The sequence below is a fragment of the Rhizobium sp. AN73 genome (assembly GCF_030757975.1).
In the GTDB taxonomy this organism is placed as follows: domain Bacteria; phylum Pseudomonadota; class Alphaproteobacteria; order Rhizobiales; family Rhizobiaceae; genus Agrobacterium; species Agrobacterium arsenijevicii.
Genome location: NZ_JARWME010000002.1, coordinates 727,084 through 747,069, shown reverse-complemented (window position 1 = coordinate 747,069; position 19,986 = coordinate 727,084). Strand labels below are relative to the sequence as shown.

Here is a 19,986-nt window from a genome sequence, read left to right as displayed (position 1 = left end):
CAAAAACCGCCAATTAGCCAGCAAACCGGCGCATTTTCCTGTCGCACGGATGAGCCTCTTGCGCTAAAGAACCGGAAACTTTCCTCGGCTCGAACCGCGTGAGACCTATGTCGATTCCAAATTCCATCAAGATCACCCCGGAACTCGTTGCATCCCACGGGCTGAAGCCCGACGAATACCAGCGTATCCTCGACCTGATCGGACGGGAGCCCAGCTTTACCGAGCTTGGCATCTTCTCGGCCATGTGGAACGAGCACTGCTCCTACAAGTCTTCCAAGAAGTGGCTGAAGACCCTGCCGACAACAGGTCCGCGTGTCATTCAGGGCCCCGGTGAAAACGCCGGCGTGGTTGACATCGATGATGGCGACTGCGTCGTCTTCAAGATGGAGAGCCACAACCACCCGTCCTATATCGAGCCCTATCAGGGTGCGGCAACCGGCGTCGGCGGTATTCTGCGTGACGTCTTCACCATGGGCGCACGCCCGATCGCGGCCATGAACGCGCTGCGCTTCGGTGCACCCGATCATCCAAAGACCCGCCACCTCGTGGCTGGCGTCGTCGCCGGTGTCGGCGGTTACGGCAACTCCTTCGGCGTGCCGACGGTTGGCGGCGAAGTGGAATTCGATCCGCGTTATAACGGCAACATCCTGGTTAACGCCTTTGCCGCCGGCCTTGCCAAGTCCGACGCGATCTTCCTCTCTGAAGCCAAGGGCGTCGGCCTGCCGGTGGTCTATCTCGGCGCAAAGACCGGCCGCGACGGCGTCGGCGGCGCGACCATGGCCTCTGCCGAATTTGACGAATCCATCGAAGAAAAGCGCCCGACCGTTCAAGTCGGCGACCCCTTCACCGAAAAGTGCCTGCTGGAAGCCTGCCTCGAACTGATGAAGACCGGCGCGGTCATCGCCATTCAGGACATGGGTGCCGCCGGCCTCACCTGCTCGGCCGTCGAAATGGGCGCGAAGGGCGATCTCGGCATCGAACTCGACCTCAATGCCGTGCCGGTGCGCGAAGAGCGCATGACGGCTTACGAAATGATGCTGTCGGAAAGCCAGGAGCGCATGCTCATGGTTCTCGAGCCCTCCAAGGAAGAGGTCGCCAAGGCGATCTTCGTCAAATGGGGCCTGGACTTCGCCATCGTAGGCAAGACCACCGACGACCTGCGTTTCCGCGTGCTGCACAATGGCGAGGAAGTCGCCAACCTGCCAATCAAGGATCTCGGTGATCAGGCTCCGGAATATGACCGCCCGTGGACGCCCGCCAAGGTTCAGGCTCCGCTTTCGGAAAACGACATTCCCTCGGCCGATATTGCCGATGCGCTGGTTTCGCTGGTTGGTTCGGCCAACAACTCCTCGCGCCGCTGGGTGTACGAACAGTACGACACGCTGATCCAGGGCAATTCCCTGCAGCTGCCGGGCGGTGACGCTGGCGTCGTGCGTGTCGAAGGCCATGACAAGAAGGCGCTGGCCTTCTCCTCCGACGTGACGCCGCGTTATGTCGAGGCTGATGCCTTCGAAGGCGGCAAGCAGGCCGTGGCCGAATGCTGGCGCAACATCACCGCAACCGGCGCCCTGCCGCTGGCCGCGACCGACAACCTCAATTTCGGCAATCCGGAAAAGCCTGAAATCATGAGCCAGCTCGTGCATGCCATCAAGGGCATCGGCGAAGCCTGCCGTGTTCTGGAATTCCCGATCGTTTCCGGCAACGTCTCGCTCTACAACGAGACCAACGGTCAGGCGATCCTGCCCACCCCCACCATCGGCGGCGTTGGCTTGCTGAAGGATTGGGGCCGCATGGCGCGCATCCGTTTTGCTGCCGCTGACGAAGTGGTGCTGCTGGTCGGCGCGCCTGCCGGTCTCGGCACCCACATCGCCCAGTCGGTTTACATGCGCGACATCCATGGCCGCATCGATGGCCCGGCACCGCATGTCGATCTGGTTGCCGAGAAGAAAAACGGCGATTTCGTCCGCACGCTCATCACCGATGGTCTTACGACAGCCGTTCACGATTGCTCGTCGGGCGGTCTGGCACTTGCGGTTGCGGAGATGGCGATTTCTTCCGGCATCGGCGCGACGATCGATGCGGTCGAAGGCCATAATCCAGTCCTCACCTTCTATGGCGAAGACCAGGGCCGTTACGTTCTGACGGTGAAGAAGGCCGATCTCGACAAGGTACAGGCAGCGGCGAAGGCGGCGGGCGTTTCCTGCCCGGCAATCGGCGTTACCGGCGGTGCAAGCGTAAAGCTGGGCACGGCACGCGCCGTCGAGATTAAAGAATTGCACTTGGCCTATGAATCGTGGTTCCCTCAATTCATGGACGGCGAAACTTTGATCGCCGCAGAATGAATTAAGGAGAAACACCATGCCCATGAAACCCGGCGACATTGAAGACATGATTAAGGCGGGAATTCCCGGGGCAAAGGTCACGATCCGCGATCTGGCCGGTGATGGCGACCATTACGCGGCAGAAGTCGTTGCGGATGCGTTCAAGGGCAAGACCCGCGTGCAGCAGCACCAGATGGTCTATGACGCGCTGAAGGGCAACATGGGTGGCGTTCTGCACGCCCTTGCCCTGCAGACCTCGGCTCCCGAATGACCGTGGCCGTCAAAGCCGTTCGGGCAAGACAGTTTCACTGTCCTGCCAATGCATAAAGGCTCCGGACTAAAATCAAAGGCCCGCGTGATACTCTCACGCGGGCCTTTTCATATCCGGTAGAATGAGCGGTAGCCGCTTACAAAACAGGCGGGCTCTGCGATTCCAGATCGGCAAAGGAGGCTGCCGGCAAAGGCCCTGCCGTCAGCAGGGTAAAATCGTAACCGGACTTGCGGTCCGGCCCCAGAACATATTGCCGGTGCATGCGCAGGAAGTTGCGCTTGTTCTTTTTATACCGCTCCGGCGAAAGCGAATGCTTGAAGCGGATCGGCACGATCTTCGGCTGCGGCGCGTCCCTGTGGCCGGTCAGGGCAACGGTGTTGCACCTGTAGAGGTGGATCGGATCCGTCAGGCACTGGATATCGAACCATGTCACTTCCGGGTGATGCGCAATCGCACCGACGCTCTCACGAAGCCTGTCCGCACTCGACAGGAACGCACATTGCAGCGCCGCCCCGCCCAAAGTCGCAAAGGACAGTTTCCGGCCATCCAGCGCATCCGGCTTCAGCTCCAGCACGCGGCCGATCACGGCGAGCGCCAGGCTGGCCCCCATGCTGTGCGACACGACCAGAACCTCCTCAGAGGGCTGCTCCAGCGCCTTGAGAACGAGGGCTGCCTTTTCTTCGATCCACTCGCGGGCAATCGGGTCATCGCGGCCGACGGCCAGCGCGAAGCGCCAGTCGGCGTAAAGATGCAACGTATGAAACCGCTCCGCGAAAGGCAGAAACACCTTCACGAAAAACAGGGCGGCGGCGGGAAGGCTGATCGCGAAGAGCCAGAGAGGCAAAGCGAAAAGCCAGGGCGACAGCGCGATACCCGCAGCAAGCGCGCCGCCGATAAGCATCAGCAGGAACGGGAAGATGAAGAACAGGCCGAAGCGCCAGGCGTGGCGGAAGTAGCGCGCCGCACCGCCCTCACCGATGATGCCCGCCCCGGCCCTGAAACCGAGCCAGGTCTGCCGCCAGACCGGCGCATCCCGCAATTGCGATATCACCGTATTATGATCATAAACAAGAATCGCCGAACGCGTCCGCCAGTCACCCTTAGAGGCCTCAACCGTGAAGGTTTCACCAGCCGGCATATTCTCCAGCGGCCCCACCGAATAATCGACATCCCACGTCTTGCCGGCAAGCGCCGCCGCGCGCTGGTAACGCAGATGGTGGGCGGCCGCATCGAGCGGATCGAAGCCAGGGAAATAAAGAACAAGTCGTGACCTGACGGGCGGCATGCACAAACCTTCGGGCTGGAGCATTTCCAGTAAAAGCGGCACCGCTTTTACGTCAGGACAATGCGTAAAAACAACGAGATAGAGCATTTTCGCGTTTCGGAGAAAAGCGGAAATGCTCTAGCGACACCCGAAAGGATCGCTTGATACAGTGGGCGATGCACGTATAGTAAAAATCGCGACGGAAATATGATTTATTTACTGGCGAGGGAATTTTGTCTGGCATCGTCGATCAGTTGCTCAATGGCGTCGTCAAGAGCGCGCTCTCTGAAATCCTCACCAAGACCGGTCTTCGCAAGACCCGCCGCACCCGCCGCCGGACAAAAAGCAATACGTCCCTTGCGGGCGGCATCGTCGGCTCCGTTCTGGAAGCCGCGATCAACGCCGCGGTCAAACCCAAGCCGGCCAAAAAACAGGTAAGCAAAAGACGCACCGCCGCTGCCCGCAGCAGGCAGCGATATCGATGACACATCTGCTCATCGCCTGCGCTCTTCTGACGTTCTTAGGGCCGCTACAAGGAATCGTGAAGGATGCGAGCGTCGAAGAAATCAAGATCGGCTTCATCGTCATGCTCGATGGTGCTGATCGGATATCTGGCACAGCCTTTTGCAAAACGGGCAAAACCTGCCGCCTGATAGAGCAGGAAAGCCCAAAGTTAATCATCGATCTTAAAGCGAACAGGTTCTACAGCGAGATCGAAATAGATTGCGAGGATGATTGCTCGCTGCAAAGCGGCCGGCGCACAATGATCATCAAGAACACAGAGGAACTTTATATTTATAACGGTGAAACAGGTACGCTGATGGATTCAGTCTTCAGACGGCGGGAGCCAATAGGGAATATAATGCTCAGCTTTCCTTACCCGCCCCGATAGCCGGAGTTTCAGCCCGTATTCAACGAAGCCACACCCGCGCATTTTTTACGCTCCACGGGTGGAAATCGCGCCGCGACATGTTATCTAGAGACAAAGTCAAAGCAGCGGCCTTGAACCGCATGTGAAAGGAATAGGCCATGAGCGGCATTCACGATATGATCGACAGCGAAGTGAAGAGCAACGATATCGTTCTTTTCATGAAGGGTACTCCGCAATTCCCGCAGTGCGGTTTTTCCGGTCAGGTCGTACAGATTCTTGATTATCTCGGCGTCGACTACAAGGGCATCAACGTGCTTGCCGATGCCGATATCCGTCAGGGCATCAAGGACTACTCCAACTGGCCGACCATCCCGCAGCTCTATATCAAGGGCGAATTCGTCGGCGGCTGCGACATCGTAAAAGAGATGTTCCAGTCCGGCGAGCTGCAAAGCCACTTCCAAGAACAGGGTATCAGCGTCCGCGGCGCGGCCTGATTTCGGCCGGTTCATCCGGCCCACCCTGATTGTCAGAAAACTATGCCAGGCGTTGCTTCATGCAACGCCTTTGCCGTTCTTTTTGGGGCAATCCTGTGACAGAACTTTCACAATCCACTTCCCGCGCCGGTTCGATGGGGCGCACGGAATTTATCGCGCTCGCCGCGATGCTGATGGCGCTGAACGCGCTGGCCATCGATATCATGCTGCCCGGCCTGCAGGAAATCGGCGCATCGCTGGGCGTCGTCAATGAAAACCATCGCCAATACGTCATTTCCACCTATCTTCTCGGCTTCGGCATCGCCCAGCTTCTGTACGGACCGATTTCGGACCGTTTCGGGCGCCGCACACCGATGCTGGTCGGGCTTGCCATCTACATCGTTTCAGCCATTGCCGTGGTCTTCGTACCATCATTCTCCGGCCTGCTGGTCCTGCGCTTCATTCAGGGCATCGGCTCGGCGGCGACGCGCGTCATCACCATCTCGATCGTGCGCGACATCTATGGCGGCCGCCAGATGGCGGAAGTCATGTCGCTGATCATGATGGTGTTCATGGTCGTTCCGGTCATCGCGCCCGGCACCGGCCAGATCGTGCTATTTTTCGGTGACTGGCACCTGATCTTCGCCTTCATGGCCGGAATTGCCGCCGTGGTGACGGCCTGGATGTATTTCCGCCTGCCGGAGACCCTGCATCCGGACGACGTCCGTCCCTTTACCGTCCGCTCGGTGCTTGGCGGCTTCAAGATCGTGCTCACCAACCGTATCGCGCTCTGTTACACGCTCTCCAGCACCTTCATCTTCGGTGCGCTGTTCGGGTTCATCAACTCGGCCGAACAGGTCTACAAGGGCATTTACCAGCTGGGTGCATGGTTTGCGGCCGCTTTTGCGGGCGTGGCACTGTTCATGGCCTTCTCGTCCTTCATCAATGCAAGGCTTGTCGGCCGGATCGGCATGCGCAAGCTGTCGCACGGGTCGCTGCTCGGCTTCATCGCCATCACCTTTCTCTGGCTGGTGGTGCAGATGGTTGGACCGGAACCGATGCCTTTTGCCATCTTCATCGTGTTCTTCGCCCTTGCCATGTTCCAGTTCGGCTGGATCGGCTCGAACTTCAACTCGCTGGCCATGGAGCCGCTCGGCCACGTTGCCGGCACGGCCTCTTCGGTCATCGGCTTCATGGGAACGGTCGGCGGCTCGCTCATCGGCGCAGCCATCGGCCAGGCCTTCGATGGCACGGCGCTGCCAATGGTGGCCGGCTTCTTCGTCGTCTCCATCATCGGTCTCGTCTTCGTGCTGATCGGCGAAAAGGGCGTGTTGTTTCATGCTCACAACAAGCCGACCCGCTAAGGGCGGATAAACAAATAAAAAGGGCGCGGAACTCGGTTCCGCGCCCTTTTTTGTTGGTTACAACTGCACTTCGCTCAGACCATGAAAATCTTCTCGCGCAGCAATTCCCACGTCTCCTGATCAGGAGCAAGCAGCAGGCCGCCATCCAGATGGCGCGGCAGATAGGGAGAGCCGTCGAGACGAGCGGCATAGGCGCCCGCTTCCTGCGAAAGCAGCGTGCCGGCCAGATGGTCCCAGGGCATCAGCTTGTTATACATCAGGAAATGCATATGGCCGCCGCAGAACACGCGGTACTCATGCGCCGCGCAGCGATAGCTGGTGAACAGCCGCACATCGGCAAGGTTCAGAAGAATCTTGCGCCGGGTCTCGATATCGAAATAGCCGGTATTGGCGATGCCGACCATTTGCGACAATGCAGGCGCGGTCACGACCGACATCTGCCTCTGCGAGCCATCGGCGGCGCAAAGCCAGGCGCCGGAGCCTTTTTCGGCAATCGCCCAGTCATTGCCCATCGGATCGAAGATCAGGCCAGCGACCGTCTCACCCTTCGAGATGACACTCATCATCACGCCGAAGAGCGGCAGGCCGGAGGCGAAGTTATAGGTGCCGTCGATCGGATCGACCACGACGGCGAGATCGGCATCGGCAAGCTTGCCGAGCAAGGATGGATCGGCCGCAACGGCCTCTTCGCCGATGAACAGTGCGTCCGGCATGATTTCCTGCACGCGGGCACGGATCAGCCGCTCGGCAGCCTCGTCGGCCTCCGTCACGAGGTCGATCGCCTCGGTCTTTATCCTGACGTCGCCTTCGCCCAGATTACGGAACCGCGGCAGGATTTCCACTGCCGCCGCCTCCTGAAGCGCGTTGGCAAGAGAGGCGATGTCGAGTTCGATAGCCATGGGCGATATCCTTCTGTCTAAGCGTAAAACTATAAAGCTACGATTTCCCGGCGCAGCATCTTCCAGCTTTCCTTGTCGGGCGCCGACAGGATGCCGCCTGTCGTCTGGCCCGGTCGGTAGGGCGTATTGTCGAAACGGGCCGTGTAACCACCCGCTTCCTGATGGACGAGGACACCGGCGAGATGATCCCAGGGCATCAGCTTTTCATGACCGATGAAATGCAGCTTGCCGGCCGAGGCAAGCCAATATTCATGTGCCGAGCAATTGATTGAAAGCGCCATCTTGATCTTGGCCATATTGGCGGCGATCACCGGACGGCGATCCTGATGGCTGTGGCCCCAGGAAAAGATACCGACCATTTCAGACAATGGCGCGGGATCGGCAACCCTAAGCTTTGCCTGCGTGCCGTTCTTGCGGTTAAGAAAGGCGCCCTCGCCCTTGAGGGCAACGATGGTATCGCCCATGACAGGATCGTGGATGATGCCCGCAACCGTTTCACCCTTGACGGTGACGGCGAGCAGCGTACCGAAAGCTGGAAAACCGGAAGCGTAGTTGAAGGTGCCGTCGATGGGATCGATCACGAAGGCGAGCGGCGCGTCGACAAGGGCGGGAATGACGGATTGATCCGCGTCATAGGCCTCTTCGCCGACGATATGGGCCTGCGGAAACCGCTGCAGCAGAGCGGCGGTGATCGCCTTTTCCGCCAGAACGTCAGCCTCGGTGACGAGGTCGATGGCGGAGGTCTTCTCGGAGATTGCGCCGGCGCTCAAGTTTCGGAAGCGGGGCATGATTTCATCCGTGCCGGCAGCGGCAACGGTGGAAACGAGGAAGTCGATATCTTTATCGGAAAGGGTCATCGCTAAGGGCACTTCTTCATAAGGGAGGGCTGGCCTCACTACGCTCTTCAGGTGACGCCCCGGTGACAGAAAGCGCCGAAAAATCAAAAAGCTTCGGGTCGAGCAGATGCGACGGATTGACGTGGGCAAGCGCCCTCAGCATCACGTCCTTGCGGCCCGGCATGCGCCTTTCGATATCGGCCAGCATCTCCTTCATGGCGTTGCGTTGAAGCCCGTCCTGCGAGCCGCAGAGGTCACAGGGAATGATCGGGAACTCCATCGCCGCCGCGAATTTCGCCATATCCTCTTCGGCGCAATAGGCAAGCGGGCGCAGCACCATCAGGTCGCCCTCGTCGTTCATCAGCTTTGCGGGCATGCCCGCAAGGCGACCGCCATGGAAGAAGTTCATGAAGAAGGTCTCGAGAATATCCTCGCGGTGATGGCCGAGCAGCAGCGCGTCGCAGCCCTCTTCCCGCGCGATGCGGTAGAGATTGCCGCGCCGCAGCCGCGAACAGAGCGAACAATAGGTGCCGCCCGCCGGCACCTTTTCCTTCACCACGGAATAGGTGTCGCGATATTCGATGCGATGGGCAACGCCAATCTTTGCGAGATATTCCGGCAGCACATGTTTGGGAAAATTCGGCTGGCCCTGATCCAGATTGCAGGCAATGAGTTCGACGGGTAAAAGGCCACGCCATTTCAGATCGAGCAGCAGCGCCAGAAGACCGTAGCTGTCCTTGCCGCCGGAAAGGCCGACAAGCCAGCGCTTCTGGCCGTTCAGCATGCCGAAATCACCGAAGGCCTGACGCACATTGCGAAGCAGCCGCTTGCGCAGCTTGTTGAAGGAAACCGAACGCGGTGCGGCGTCGAACAGCGGATGCGAGCTGCCGTTTTCTCCGGACAGGTCCTGATCGGCCTCGACCTCGTCTGCGATGCTGGTGAGAATGTTCATGATTAGCCCGCTCTGGCGCTTAGCCATTTTCAATGCAGGAAATGCCCGCATCCGCCCGCAATATCAAGCCCCGAATACCGACCAGCCGGTTTTCGTCGCCAGCATTTCCAGTGCCTGCGACCCGAGTGCCGAATTGCCGACCTTGTTGAGACCCGGCGACCAGACCGCAATCGACGCCTTGCCCGGCGCCACCGCCATGATGCCGCCGCCAACGCCGCTCTTGCCCGGCAGGCCGACATGATAGGCGAAATCGCCCGATCCGTCATAATGGCCGCAGGTCAGCATCAGCGCATTGATACGCCGCGCCCGCCGGTCCGAAACGACAGTGTGCCCAGTCAGCGGATTGCGACCGCGATTGGCGAGGAACAGCCCGGCCCGCGAAAGCTGCGCGCAGGTCATGGACAGCGCGCATTGGTGAAAATAGACGCCCAGCGTATATTCGACGGGGTGGTGAAGATTGCCGAAGGAGCGCATGAAATTGGCAAGCGCGAAATTGCGAAAACCCGTCGCCTGCTCGGATTTCGCCACCGTGTCGTCGATGCTGATCGTGTCATCGTCAGCGAGATAACGCACGAAGCGCAGAAGTTCGCCAATCGCCTCGCGCGGCTGGTGGCCGGAAAGAACGATGTCCGTCACCACGATGGCGCCGGCATTAACGAAGGGATTGCGCGGAATGCCGTGCTCGTGCTCCAGCTGGACGATGGAGTTGAAGGAAGACCCCGATGGTTCACGCCCGACGCGGTTCCACACCGTTTCCCCCGCCTTGCCGAGCGCCAGCGTCAGCATGAAGACCTTGGAGATGCTCTGGATCGAAAACGGCGTGAGCGCATTGCCGGCCGTATAGGTGGTTCCATCGACGGTGGTGATGGCGATGCCGAACTGGTTCGGATCGACCTTGGCAAGCTCGGGAATATAGTCCGCAACCTTCCCCTCGCCCAGCCGCGGCACCATGCTGTCGTAAATGGAATCGACGATCGCCTGAATGTCCTGCATGCAAAGCCTTCCCCAGCAAACAAAAAAGCCGCCCCGAGGGGCGGCTTTCTCAATACTGAAACGCGTCGATTAACGCGAGTAGAATTCGACGACCAGATGCGGTTCCATGACGACCGGGTACGGAACGTCAGAGAGAGCCGGGATGCGAGCGTAGGTCGCAACCATCTTGTTGTGATCGACTTCGATGTAATCAGGAACGTCGCGTTCTGCGAGCTGAACGGCTTCGAGAACCGTAACCAGCTGCTTGGACTTCTGACGAACTTCAACAACGTCGCCCGGCTTGCAACGGTAAGAACCGATGTTGACGCGAACGCCGTTAACCGTGACGTGGCCATGGTTGATGAACTGACGCGATGCGAAAACGGTCGGAACGAACTTGGCGCGGTAGACGATGGCGTCCAGACGCGACTCGAGCAGGCCGATCAGGTTCTCGGAGGTATCGCCCTTGCGACGGTTTGCTTCGTCGTAGGTGGCGCGGAACTGCTTTTCACGCAGTTCGCCGTAGTAGCCCTTGAGCTTCTGCTTGGCGCGCAGCTGCGTGCCGAAGTCGCTCATCTTGCCCTTGCGGCGCTGGCCGTGCTGGCCCGGGCCGTATTCGCGACGGTTTACCGGGGACTTCGGACGGCCCCAGATGTTTTCGCCCATACGGCGGTCAATTTTGTACTTAGCCGATCTGCGCTTGCTCATCGTATTTCCTTCTCAAAAGGTTATACCGGCCTGTTACCAAACCGGTTTAAGGAAACACGCCCTCCTCTGAAGTCCGTTTCAGGACCTCTGACAGGCTTCTCACATGCAAATGGAGAGACCACGGGACATGTCGGTGATGTTGACCGCCGAACGTCAGCTATTAAACTGCAAGGCAGTCAACGAAACACACCGGACATGACTGCCCGGCGTTGGGGCGGCTTCTAAACACGTTTTACAAATTTGTCAAACAGCGCCTTCCGCTTTTTTCCTGGCAATGCCCTTGAAAACACGGGGACTGCTCCCATCTACCCATCGTAATCAGGACTCGGGCCCCTCTGGCGTGTTACCGGACAACACGCGATGTCGAGTCTCTTGAAGGTTGGGGCCCACGTCGATTCTTGATACGCGTTCCCCATCCGCAAAGCCAACCTCGTCCGGCAAAAGGTTGACTGATGGACTTCCTCCTTACGGATTTTCTCGGCACGCCCACATGGATGTGGGCTGTGTTTATTTCTCTCGTCCTTGGCCTGCTCGCGCTCGATCTGGGCGTATTGCACAAGAATTCCAAGGAAATCGGCATTCGTGAAAGCCTGATGATGTCGGGTTTCTATATCGCCATCGGTTTGGCCTTCGGCGGCTGGATCTGGTACCAGTCCGGCGAACAGTCGGCGATGGAATATGTCACCGGCTTCGTCGTCGAAAAAAGCCTGGCGATGGACAATATCTTCATCATCGCCATGATCTTCTCCTATTTCGCCATTCCCCGCCAATATCAGCACCGCGTGCTGCTGTGGGGTATCCTCGGCGTCATCGTGCTGCGCGGTATCATGATTGCCGGCGGCGCTGCCATCGTCGAAAACTTCCACTGGGTGCTTTATCTCTTTGCGGCCTTCCTCGTCTTCACGGGCCTCAAGATGCTGTTTTCGTCCGACCATGACGAATCCGACATCGGCAACAACCGCATCCTGAAATTCCTGCGCAGTCGCCTGCCGGTGACAGAGAAGCTGCATGGCGAGAAATTCTTCGTCAAGGAAACCGATGAAACCACCGGCAAGCTGAAAACCTTCGTGACGCCGCTGTTTCTGGCGCTCATCATGGTCGAAATCGCTGACCTGATCTTCGCGGTCGATTCGATCCCGGCGATCTTCGCGATCACCACCGATCCGTTTATCGTCTACACCTCGAATATCTTCGCGATCCTCGGCCTGCGTGCGCTCTATTTCGCGCTTGCCGCCCTGATCCACCGCTTCGCTTATCTGAAATACGCGCTGGCTGCGGTTCTGGTCTTTGTCGGCTCGAAGATCTTCGTCGCTGACATGCTCGGCATCGCCAAGATCCCGCCCGTCGTGTCGCTCGGCGTCACCGTCGCCATCCTCGCAACCGGCATCATCGGTTCACTGATCGCGACGCGCAAGGAAGTGAAGGCCATAGAATAATGATGGCCAAAGAGGAGGCGACAACGCCTCCTCTTTTTTTGACAATGAAATATATAACTCGCATCATTGTTGCAGAGCCTAAAATCTATTCTCCCAATATCGAAACAAACTTCCAATTCATTACAAAAATGACTTTTGAACCCGTTGACCAGGCAATATCAGAACAGAAACTTTGGCGAGCGAAGGAAATCCTTCAGGGCAGGCTCAGCCATCCCGAAGTCGATCTGGCGCTCTTTCAAAAATACGGCGAAGTGCTGCTCGAGATGAACGATCTCATTGAAGCGGGACGCATGTTGTTCTGCTCAGGCGCACGCGATGAGCGTTTCAGGGAAGCGATCAATATATTCCTGTCGAAAAGCGACAGGCGTGAACCGCAACGCTTTCTGGCCACGTTGCCTTCTTCCATGAGACGACAACGACATCTGGCGGAATTTATCGCTTCGCCGGAATTCGAACGCGGCGGATGGACATCGGCACAACTCTCCCGGATTGCTCCCATGCAAACGGATGTCAGCCCTCGCCCGCATCAACGGCCACATCGATTGGCTTCCGCACTGGTGGTATTCGTTATCGTTTCCGTTCTGGCATTAAGCCTCGTCGGTCTCTACACGACGATAGGCTTCGCAGTGCGGATTTTGATGCAATAGCGACTACTCCGCCGCAAGCCTTGCATCATCCTCTGCCGCATCCGCATCGCCGGGTGCGGTTTTTGCGTCGAGATCGGGGAAAGCCACGATACGCTTGCCGGAGAAATCGGCATGCACCACGACGAGTTCCTTCTCCTCGAAATAACCGAGAAGACGGCGAGCACGGCGGGCAGAATGGGTGCCATAAGCACGGGCGATACGGGCGTCTGACGGGCAAGGCTCCTCTCCCAGCGCAGCCTTGACCAGCAGCAGGAAAACGCCCTGCAGATCGTCGGAAACCGACATCGACAGTTCCAGCGCCTTCTCCCAGCCTTCACTGGCCGCCATCGCCGCATCCACGCCGGAGCGGGCAATCGCCACCTGCCGGCGGAAATCCGCCAGCGTCATCGGCGTGCCGGGAATGCGGCGCATGCGGGCGCGCACCAGAAAATCCTGATAAAGCACAGCGTCGGTGCGATAGGCGGATTGCGGATCGTCGAGAATTTCGACGAGTACGGCCGCAATCTTCTCTTCGCGGTCCTCCGGCGTCATTTCAACCTGGCCGGCGCGTGGCTGGTCCGTGGAGGGTCCGACGGCGGCGGGGGTGGAGCGGGACAGTTCGGCAAGAATATCTGTGGTCGGGCGCGGTGCCGGCGGCGTGCGGCGGACAGTGGGCCGCGTGAATTCTTCCGGGTCCGGCGTGAAGATCAAGTCTTCCACATCCTGCGGTGCATCCGGCAGCGGCATCAGCTTCGGCGAAGACGAGCGCGCCGAGGTTTCCACTGTTCCAATGACGATGGGCAACGGGCGGCGCGACAGCGCAGGTCCGAGCGCCACGAAATTGCCGCGCTGTAGATCACGGAACATTTCCGCCTGCCGTCGGTCCATGCCGAGCAGATCGGCCGCGCGCGCCATGTCGATATCGAGGAAGGTACGGCCCATCAGGAAGTTCGAGGCTTCCGCGGCCACGTTCTTGGCGAGCTTGGCAAGGCGCTGCGTGGCAATGACGCCCGCAAGTCCGCGTTTACGGCCACGACACATCAGATTGGTCATCGCACCCAGCGACGCCTTGCGTGCATCCTCGGTCACCTCGCCGGCAACGGAGGGCGCAAACATCTGCGCCTCATCCACCACGACCAGTACAGGATACCAGAATTCACGATCCGCATCGAACATGCCGTTGAGGAAAGCGGCGGCGGCCCGCATCTGCTGTTCGACATCAAGGCCTTCGAGCGTCAGCACGCAGGAGACGCGGTGCTGGCGAATGCGGTTGGCAATGCCCGCAAGCTCGGCTTCCGTGCGCTCGCCATCCACCACCACATGGCCGAACTTGTCGGAAAGCGTGACGAAATCGCCCTCGGGATCGATGATGACCTGCTGCACCCATTGCGCCGATTGCTCCAGGAGCCGCCGCAGAAGATGCGACTTGCCGGACCCGGAATTGCCCTGCACCAGCAAACGTGTCGCAAGCAATTCCTCAATATCGAGCTTGGCCGCCTGCCCGCCCGATAGGGTCCCCATGTCGATGCCGACCTGCAATGTTCAATTCCTCGTGCTGCATCAAATCGGGCCGATTCCTGCGCGGACGGCCGAACATGCTCTTTACCAAAAAATCCGGGATTGCGTCTGTTACATCCGCACAATGCACAGACAAATGCGCTTTCGCCTATGCGATCTTCGATATCCGGAAAAAACGCAGGCGTCTGCCGAAGACATTCAACACCAGACCCGCGATCACCAGCCCGCCGCCAAGCACTTCGAACAGCGTGATATGTTCGGCAAAGGCAAGATAGGCGCTGATGAAACCGACAACAGGCACCAGCAGCGAAAAGGGAGCGACGGTCCCCGCCGGATAACGCAGAAGCAGATAACTCCAGATTCCGGCACCGACGATCGTCGCGCCATAGGCCATGTAGATCACCACGAAAGCCATCGTCGGTGTCGCATTGAGCAGGCCTCCCACAATCGCTTCAGGTCCTTCCACCACCAGCGAAAGCAAGACCAGCGGTAGAACGGGCACAAGGCTCGTCCATGCGACAAAGGAGACCGCATTCACCTGGCCGATACGACGGTTGACAATATTACCGCACGCCCAGGCGACCGCCGAGCCGATCCCCATCAACAGCGGCACAAAAGCCGCAGCCGTCATGCGCTCCACGCCGATGACCGCCAGCCCGCCAAAAGCAACAATCGCGCCGACGATCTGTGAAGGCAACGGCCGCTCGCCGAGAAACACCACGGCAAGCGCCAGCGTGAAGAAGGCCTGCGACTGCATGACGAGCGAAGCAAGCCCCGCCGGCAGGCCAAGCTTGATGGCCGGGTAAAGCAGGCCGAATTGCACGAAACCCATCGCCATGCCGTAAACGATCATATGCCGCCACGGCACATTGGGTTTCGGCAGGAAGAACACCAACGGCACGGCCGCAAACAGATAGCGCACCCCTGTCAGAAACAAAGGCGGCATGTCGGCAACGCCGATCTTGATGGCAACGAAGTTGAAGCCCCACAAAAACACGGTGATCAGGGCAAGAAGAATATGCGGCAATGCCATTTTGTTATGTCCGAATTTCAGGCGATCGACCGGCGCGTTACGCCGAAGCGGCCCTCTTCCAGCCAAACGTAATGAGACCCGCGCCGATCAGGAGACCGCCGCCCGTGCGGTTGACGATGCGCTGAACCTTCGGTTTGCGGATCGTATTGCGGGCAGCACTTGCCAGAAGTCCATAAAGGGCCGCATTGCAGGTGGCAAGCACAAGGAATGTCACTTCAAAAATCAGCACCTGCGGCCAGAATGGCAATGTCGGCACCAGAAACTGCGGCAGGAAGGCGACGAAGAACACGATGCTCTTGGGGTTCAGCGCGGTGACGATATAAGCGTGCAGGAATATCTTGAGCGGCCTTTCGCGGCCCGTCACGCCCTTGCCTTCCACCCCTTCGCCACCAACCGGTGAACGCCACAGCTTGATGCCGAGATAGATAAGGTAAGCGGCGCCGATCCATTTCAGACCGGTGAAAAGGGCCGCCGATGTGGCAAGCAGCGCACCGAGCCCGAGCATCGAGGCCGTCATCGCGGTGAAATCACCAAGTGCCACGCCTGTCACCGTCGCGGTGCTCGCCTTGCGTCCGTGACCGAGCGCATAAGAAATCACCAATAGGATCGTCGGTCCCGGAATAGCGAGCATGATGGCGGATGCGGCCACGAAGGCCAGCCAGTTTTCAAGCGGCATGATGCAATCTCCCCTGTTCGATTTTCAGGAGCAAGCCACCAAAAGCGCCCAGCATCAAGCCGAATTTTCGGAGATCATCCCGCTTTGTCATCTAGCGGCCGAACGGGTGGCTGCTCCCGTTTCATCGCTTGTGCGAGATCGTAATTTGACTGCATGGCAAGCCATGCCCGCGCCGTACTGACGCCGGCCCGCTCCAGCCGCAGGGCAAGGTCGGGACTGACCCCTGCCCGCCCGTTTAGCACACGAGAAAGCGCTACGCGCGACATGCCGAGCCTTTCCGCAGCTTCTGTCACGGAAAGCTGAAGTGCTGCAATGACCTCCTCCCGTAGCAATTCACCAGGATGAACAGGAAATTTCATCATTCGAACCACTCCCTTCAATGATAATCCTGATAGTCGACCAGTTCGACATCGCTATCCAAAAATCGAAAAGTGACGCGCCAGTTTCCATTCACCCATACCGACCAGTGACCCTTCATATCGCCTTTGAGGGGATGCAATTTGAAACCAGGAAGTTGAGATCGGAGGCGCCTGCCGCAACCTCAAGCAAGGTGAGTATTCGGCCCAATTTGGCAGCATGAGTCGACTGAATACCCTTGGTCGTCCCGGAACGGTAAAAAGCTTCGAGCCCTTTGTGACGGAAACTGACGATCATACAAAAATTGTATCCTGTATCGCATCGCTATACAGCCATATTAAACGACACAGACAAAACCTCTCCGGCATTTTCTCGCCGGAGAGGCTGCCGCCATCAAAACCGTGGCGCCCAGTGAGGTGTCGACCACTCCCGCCGCCTTTTCCGCCTGGACGGCTCGAGGCCGATATCGTCCAGCAGCCGCTCCGGCAGATCGGTAACATCGGTCGGCGGCGCGCGTGGCACCATTGCCGCGACGAGAACGGCTTTCAGGGTTTTCCAGACGCCGAATGTGACGAAAAGACGGTCGACCGCATCCGGCAGCGCACATGCTACCAATGGTTGATTTTTTTGCATAGGGGATCCATCCCGGCGCGGCAAAGCGGCCAGGTCCTTTGTCGATGGAAAACGACATGCTGCAACGGCGGGCGCAGCACGGGCCACGCGGACGCACAATTCAGATGTCGAACGAAGTGAAAATGCCAAACGGCAGGGAAATCAGGCCATAAGCCTTATCGGAGGTCGATGCCTCGGGGCATATAACCACCAATGACCATGCCGGAAATGCCAGACATGCCGTTAAGGCGCATATTCATATAGTCAGTCATTCCACGCCTCCTTTTATAGCGGTTACAGACGAGAAGCATCTTACACGAGATGCCGGACGCGACAAGAGGCCGCAATCTCGAATTGCAAAAGTCAAATGAAATAGATGCAAAAATACAACAAACAGTCAGGTCAGCGAAACGCTGAGGCCAAAACCCTGCATCAGCCGCCGCGTGGCGAAATCCGGTTTGCCTGATGTGAAGACGGCGAAGTCGAAACCATCGGGATGCTCCGCATCCTGCGGCAGCGGCACCAGATGGCGGGCGCGCCTTGCGATCGCCTCGGCCGGGTCCAGCCAGTCCACCGGCCAGGGGGCCAGCCGGCGAAACACATTGGCCATGAAGGGATAATGGGTGCAGGCGAGAACAACGATGTCAGTACGCTTGCCGTCGCTATCAATGAAGCAGGGCTCGATTTCGGCCAGAACCGCCTCGTCCGGAACCGGCTCGCCCCTGATCCAGCTTTCCGCCATGCGCGCCAGATTTTCCGACCCCACAAGACGGACATGGCATTGCGTGGCGAAGGACTGGATGAGATCACGCGTATAGGCGCGCTTGACGGTGCCGGGCGTCGCCAGCACGGAGACGAGGCCGGAGCGGGTGCGCTCCGCAGCAGGTTTGATGGCGGGAACGGTGCCGACGAAGACCATCTCTGGAAACCGCGCCCGAAGATCGGCCCCGGCCAGAGTGAAGGCCGTGTTGCAAGCGATGATGCAGACTTCGGGGCTATAGTCTTCGAGAAGCTTTTCGAAGAGCGAAAGAATACGCGCCTTCAGCGCCTCCTCTTCCCAACCGCCATAGGGGAAACCTGCATCGTCGGCCACATAGATGAAACCGCGCTCGGGCATCAGTACGCGCGCCTCGCGCAGCACGGTCAGCCCGCCAATGCCGGAATCGAACACCAGCACCGGTTTCAGTTCGTTGGCCGCCACCTCACTCGTTTTCAGCATTCTCCCCCGTACCCTCCGACGATATTCCCTCTGCCGTTTCCACCTTGCCGACCTGTTTTGGCCAACGGCGGGGAAAACGGTCGAGCGTATTGAGCACGCCACGGAAGACGCTGATTTCCTGTTCGGAAAATCCGCGTCTCGACAGCACCGCACGCAGATTGTCGACCATTTTCGGCTTTTTTTCGGGCGGATGAAAATAACCGCGTGAATCGAGCGCTTCCTCGATATGTTCGAACAGGCCGAAAACCTGTTCCTTGGTCGAAGGACGCTGCTCGACGGACTGGAAAAGCGTCTCGCCGAGATCGTCCATGCCTGACTTCATCCACTCATAGGACATCAAGAGCACGGCCTGTGCGATGTTGAGCGATGCAAAGGCGGGATTGACCGGAAATGTCACGATCTCGTCGGCCAGCGCCACTTCCTCATTGGTAAGGCCCCAGCGCTCGCGCCCGAACAGGATGCCGGTTCTGTCACCCGTCTTGAATTTTGCACGCAATGTCTCGGCGGCGGTAACAGGCGCACGCACCGGCTTGAAACCGTAACGCTCGCGCGCGGTCGTCGCATAGACAAAGTTCAGATCCTTGACCGCCTCTTCAAGCGTCTCGAACACCTTTGTCCCGTCGATGACATGATCGGCCTTGGAGGCGGCAGCGCGCGCCTTCTCGCTCGGCCAGCCGTCACGCGGATTGACCAGGCGCAATTCGGCAAGGCCGAAATTAGCCATCGCCCGCGCCACCATGCCGATATTTTCGCCGAGCTGCGGTTCGACCAGAATGATCGCCGGGCCTTCCGCCAGAAGTTCAAGCTCGCTGTTTGTGCCTGCCATCGTCGTTTTCCAGTTTATTGAAGCGCCGCATCGATTTTCACGCCAATGCGGTAGAGCGTTTTGGCGCATTTCAGGACGGAAACCCGAGTTCCACTTTTCCAGGAAATGCTCTAAAGCGCGCTTCACTGGCACAGATCGGCGCCAAAATCAAAGCCGGAGGCCGCAAAACGCCCGCTCATTCGCCCTTGATGATCGCCGCCATCTCAGCGCGCAGCGAATCCCTGCCCTCATCGCCGACGCGGTGAATGTCGCTGATGACCGGCTGGCCATTTTCCTCGATGACATCGAAATGCACCTCGTCGACCGTCGCCTTCATCTCCGCCTCGTCCATGCAGGCCCAGAGCTTGAACTTCGCCGTCACGTCAGTCACGCCGTCCTTAACCGCACCCGGCGTTACCGAAACATCCACCAGCGGACAGCCATCCTGCGAGTTGGTCACCACATCATAACCGAAGGGATCGCCGGTCTCGCCGCTTTCCGCTTCGTAAGCCGGCTTCTTGGAAGCCTCGCGATATTGGGCAACGAAGTCCTTGCTGAACAGGCTGGTCAGCATGTCCTCGTCGAAGATGTATTTCCAGTTCTCCGCATCGCCGGACCAGTTCTTGACGGTGATGTCCATCACCTTCTGGACGGGATCGGCAGGCCCTGCCGCAAGGGCGCTGTGGGAAACGAGGACGGCGGCAGTAAGAAGCAGAATATTCCGCATGATGTGATCCCGAAGGTAGGCCCGATGGCGGGCGAAGCGATTCGCC

Annotated in this window: 22 protein-coding genes and 1 pseudogene; 8 read left to right on the top strand and 15 right to left on the bottom strand. The window is 58.8% G+C overall.

The window, feature by feature from the left end:
* Window positions 1-107: 107 nt before the first annotated feature.
* Window positions 108-2,342, top strand: coding sequence for a phosphoribosylformylglycinamidine synthase subunit PurL (gene purL, locus RBH10_RS13635; RefSeq protein WP_281036848.1), 2,235 nt, complete (start codon window positions 108-110; stop codon window positions 2,340-2,342).
* Window positions 2,343-2,358: 16 nt separating this feature from the next.
* Window positions 2,359-2,592 (top strand): BolA family protein, encoded by a 234-nt coding sequence (locus tag RBH10_RS13630; RefSeq protein ID WP_003516012.1) that lies wholly within the window; start codon window positions 2,359-2,361, stop codon window positions 2,590-2,592.
* 136 nt (window positions 2,593-2,728) lie between these two features.
* Here RBH10_RS13630 and RBH10_RS13625 read toward each other — a convergent pair whose 3' ends face one another.
* A complete protein-coding gene (locus RBH10_RS13625) occupies window positions 2,729-3,877 on the bottom strand; it encodes a hypothetical protein (RefSeq protein ID WP_281036849.1) in 1,149 nt (382 codons plus the stop codon).
* Between the two features lie 212 nt (window positions 3,878-4,089).
* On the opposite strand from RBH10_RS13625, the gene RBH10_RS13620 reads away from it, so the two are divergent.
* The 4 genes from RBH10_RS13620 to RBH10_RS13605 all read left to right on the top strand — a co-directional run bounded on the left by RBH10_RS13620 (window position 4,090) and on the right by RBH10_RS13605 (window position 6,564).
* Window positions 4,090-4,341: a hypothetical protein gene (locus tag RBH10_RS13620; protein WP_281036850.1), complete on the top strand. Its 252-nt coding sequence runs from the start codon at window positions 4,090-4,092 to the stop codon at window positions 4,339-4,341.
* Window positions 4,338-4,748: a hypothetical protein gene (locus RBH10_RS13615; RefSeq protein ID WP_281036851.1), complete on the top strand. Its 411-nt coding sequence runs from the start codon at window positions 4,338-4,340 to the stop codon at window positions 4,746-4,748. Before RBH10_RS13620 ends, RBH10_RS13615 begins: the two co-directional genes overlap by 4 nt.
* A 137-nt stretch (window positions 4,749-4,885) precedes the next feature.
* A complete protein-coding gene (gene grxD, locus RBH10_RS13610) occupies window positions 4,886-5,221 on the top strand; it encodes a Grx4 family monothiol glutaredoxin (RefSeq protein ID WP_045017179.1) in 336 nt (111 codons plus the stop codon).
* A gap of 134 nt (window positions 5,222-5,355) precedes the next feature.
* Complete coding sequence (locus RBH10_RS13605) at window positions 5,356-6,564, top strand: multidrug effflux MFS transporter (protein WP_281037380.1); 1,209 nt, start codon at window positions 5,356-5,358, stop codon at window positions 6,562-6,564.
* 74 nt (window positions 6,565-6,638) lie between these two features.
* Here the strand turns inward: RBH10_RS13605 and RBH10_RS13600 are convergent, their stop codons facing one another.
* The 5 genes from RBH10_RS13600 to rpsD form a co-directional block, all read right to left on the bottom strand.
* Window positions 6,639-7,463, bottom strand: coding sequence for an inositol monophosphatase family protein (locus RBH10_RS13600; RefSeq protein WP_281036852.1), 825 nt, complete (start codon window positions 7,461-7,463; stop codon window positions 6,639-6,641).
* A gap of 29 nt (window positions 7,464-7,492) precedes the next feature.
* The gene (locus tag RBH10_RS13595) at window positions 7,493-8,320 is read right to left on the bottom strand and encodes an inositol monophosphatase family protein (RefSeq protein WP_045017176.1); all 828 of its coding nucleotides are present in this window, start codon (window positions 8,318-8,320) and stop codon (window positions 7,493-7,495) included.
* A 16-nt stretch (window positions 8,321-8,336) separates the two neighbouring features.
* Window positions 8,337-9,251 carry a tRNA 2-thiocytidine(32) synthetase TtcA gene (gene ttcA / locus RBH10_RS13590; RefSeq protein WP_281036853.1) on the bottom strand — a complete coding sequence of 305 codons (915 nt, stop codon included), beginning with the start codon at window positions 9,249-9,251 and terminating at the stop codon, window positions 8,337-8,339.
* A 63-nt stretch (window positions 9,252-9,314) separates the two neighbouring features.
* Entirely contained in the window at window positions 9,315-10,244 is a 930-nt protein-coding gene (locus RBH10_RS13585) for a glutaminase (protein WP_003507897.1), read from the bottom strand.
* 69 nt (window positions 10,245-10,313) lie between these two features.
* Window positions 10,314-10,931: a 30S ribosomal protein S4 gene (gene rpsD / locus RBH10_RS13580; RefSeq protein WP_306180652.1), complete on the bottom strand. Its 618-nt coding sequence runs from the start codon at window positions 10,929-10,931 to the stop codon at window positions 10,314-10,316.
* Window positions 10,932-11,383: 452 nt separating this feature from the next.
* Here rpsD and RBH10_RS13575 point away from each other — a divergent pair, with 452 nt between their 5' ends.
* Together RBH10_RS13575 and RBH10_RS13570 are read left to right on the top strand one after the other, a co-directional pair.
* On the top strand, window positions 11,384-12,367 hold the full coding sequence (locus RBH10_RS13575) for a TerC family protein (protein WP_281036854.1): 984 nt from the start codon (window positions 11,384-11,386) through the stop codon (window positions 12,365-12,367).
* Window positions 12,367-13,014, top strand: a complete 648-nt coding sequence (locus RBH10_RS13570; protein WP_306180650.1) for a hypothetical protein — start codon at window positions 12,367-12,369, stop codon at window positions 13,012-13,014. Before RBH10_RS13575 ends, RBH10_RS13570 begins: the two co-directional genes overlap by 1 nt.
* 3 nt (window positions 13,015-13,017) lie before the next feature.
* Here RBH10_RS13570 and RBH10_RS13565 read toward each other — a convergent pair whose 3' ends face one another.
* The 9 genes and pseudogenes from RBH10_RS13565 to RBH10_RS13525 form a co-directional block, all read right to left on the bottom strand.
* Window positions 13,018-14,532 (bottom strand): ATP-binding protein, encoded by a 1,515-nt coding sequence (locus tag RBH10_RS13565; RefSeq protein WP_045017170.1) that lies wholly within the window; start codon window positions 14,530-14,532, stop codon window positions 13,018-13,020.
* 127 nt (window positions 14,533-14,659) lie between these two features.
* A complete protein-coding gene (locus RBH10_RS13560) occupies window positions 14,660-15,544 on the bottom strand; it encodes an EamA family transporter (protein ID WP_281036856.1) in 885 nt (294 codons plus the stop codon).
* A 37-nt stretch (window positions 15,545-15,581) separates the two neighbouring features.
* Window positions 15,582-16,220, bottom strand: coding sequence for a LysE family translocator (locus tag RBH10_RS13555; protein WP_281036857.1), 639 nt, complete (start codon window positions 16,218-16,220; stop codon window positions 15,582-15,584).
* A 74-nt stretch (window positions 16,221-16,294) separates the two neighbouring features.
* Window positions 16,295-16,582, bottom strand: coding sequence for a HigA family addiction module antitoxin (locus RBH10_RS13550; protein WP_281036858.1), 288 nt, complete (start codon window positions 16,580-16,582; stop codon window positions 16,295-16,297).
* 14 nt (window positions 16,583-16,596) lie between these two features.
* Window positions 16,597-16,874, bottom strand: a pseudogene (locus RBH10_RS13545) (type II toxin-antitoxin system RelE/ParE family toxin).
* Between the two features lie 96 nt (window positions 16,875-16,970).
* A complete protein-coding gene (locus tag RBH10_RS13540; RefSeq protein ID WP_281036861.1) occupies window positions 16,971-17,210 on the bottom strand; it encodes a hypothetical protein in 240 nt (79 codons plus the stop codon).
* Between the two features lie 376 nt (window positions 17,211-17,586).
* A complete protein-coding gene (gene murI / locus RBH10_RS13535; RefSeq protein ID WP_281036862.1) occupies window positions 17,587-18,408 on the bottom strand; it encodes a glutamate racemase in 822 nt (273 codons plus the stop codon).
* A complete protein-coding gene (locus RBH10_RS13530) occupies window positions 18,392-19,234 on the bottom strand; it encodes an RNA methyltransferase (protein WP_045017415.1) in 843 nt (280 codons plus the stop codon). Before RBH10_RS13530 ends, murI begins: the two co-directional genes overlap by 17 nt.
* Window positions 19,235-19,409: 175 nt before the next feature.
* Window positions 19,410-19,940 (bottom strand): hypothetical protein, encoded by a 531-nt coding sequence (locus RBH10_RS13525; protein WP_281036863.1) that lies wholly within the window; start codon window positions 19,938-19,940, stop codon window positions 19,410-19,412.
* Window positions 19,941-19,986 lie beyond the last annotated feature (46 nt).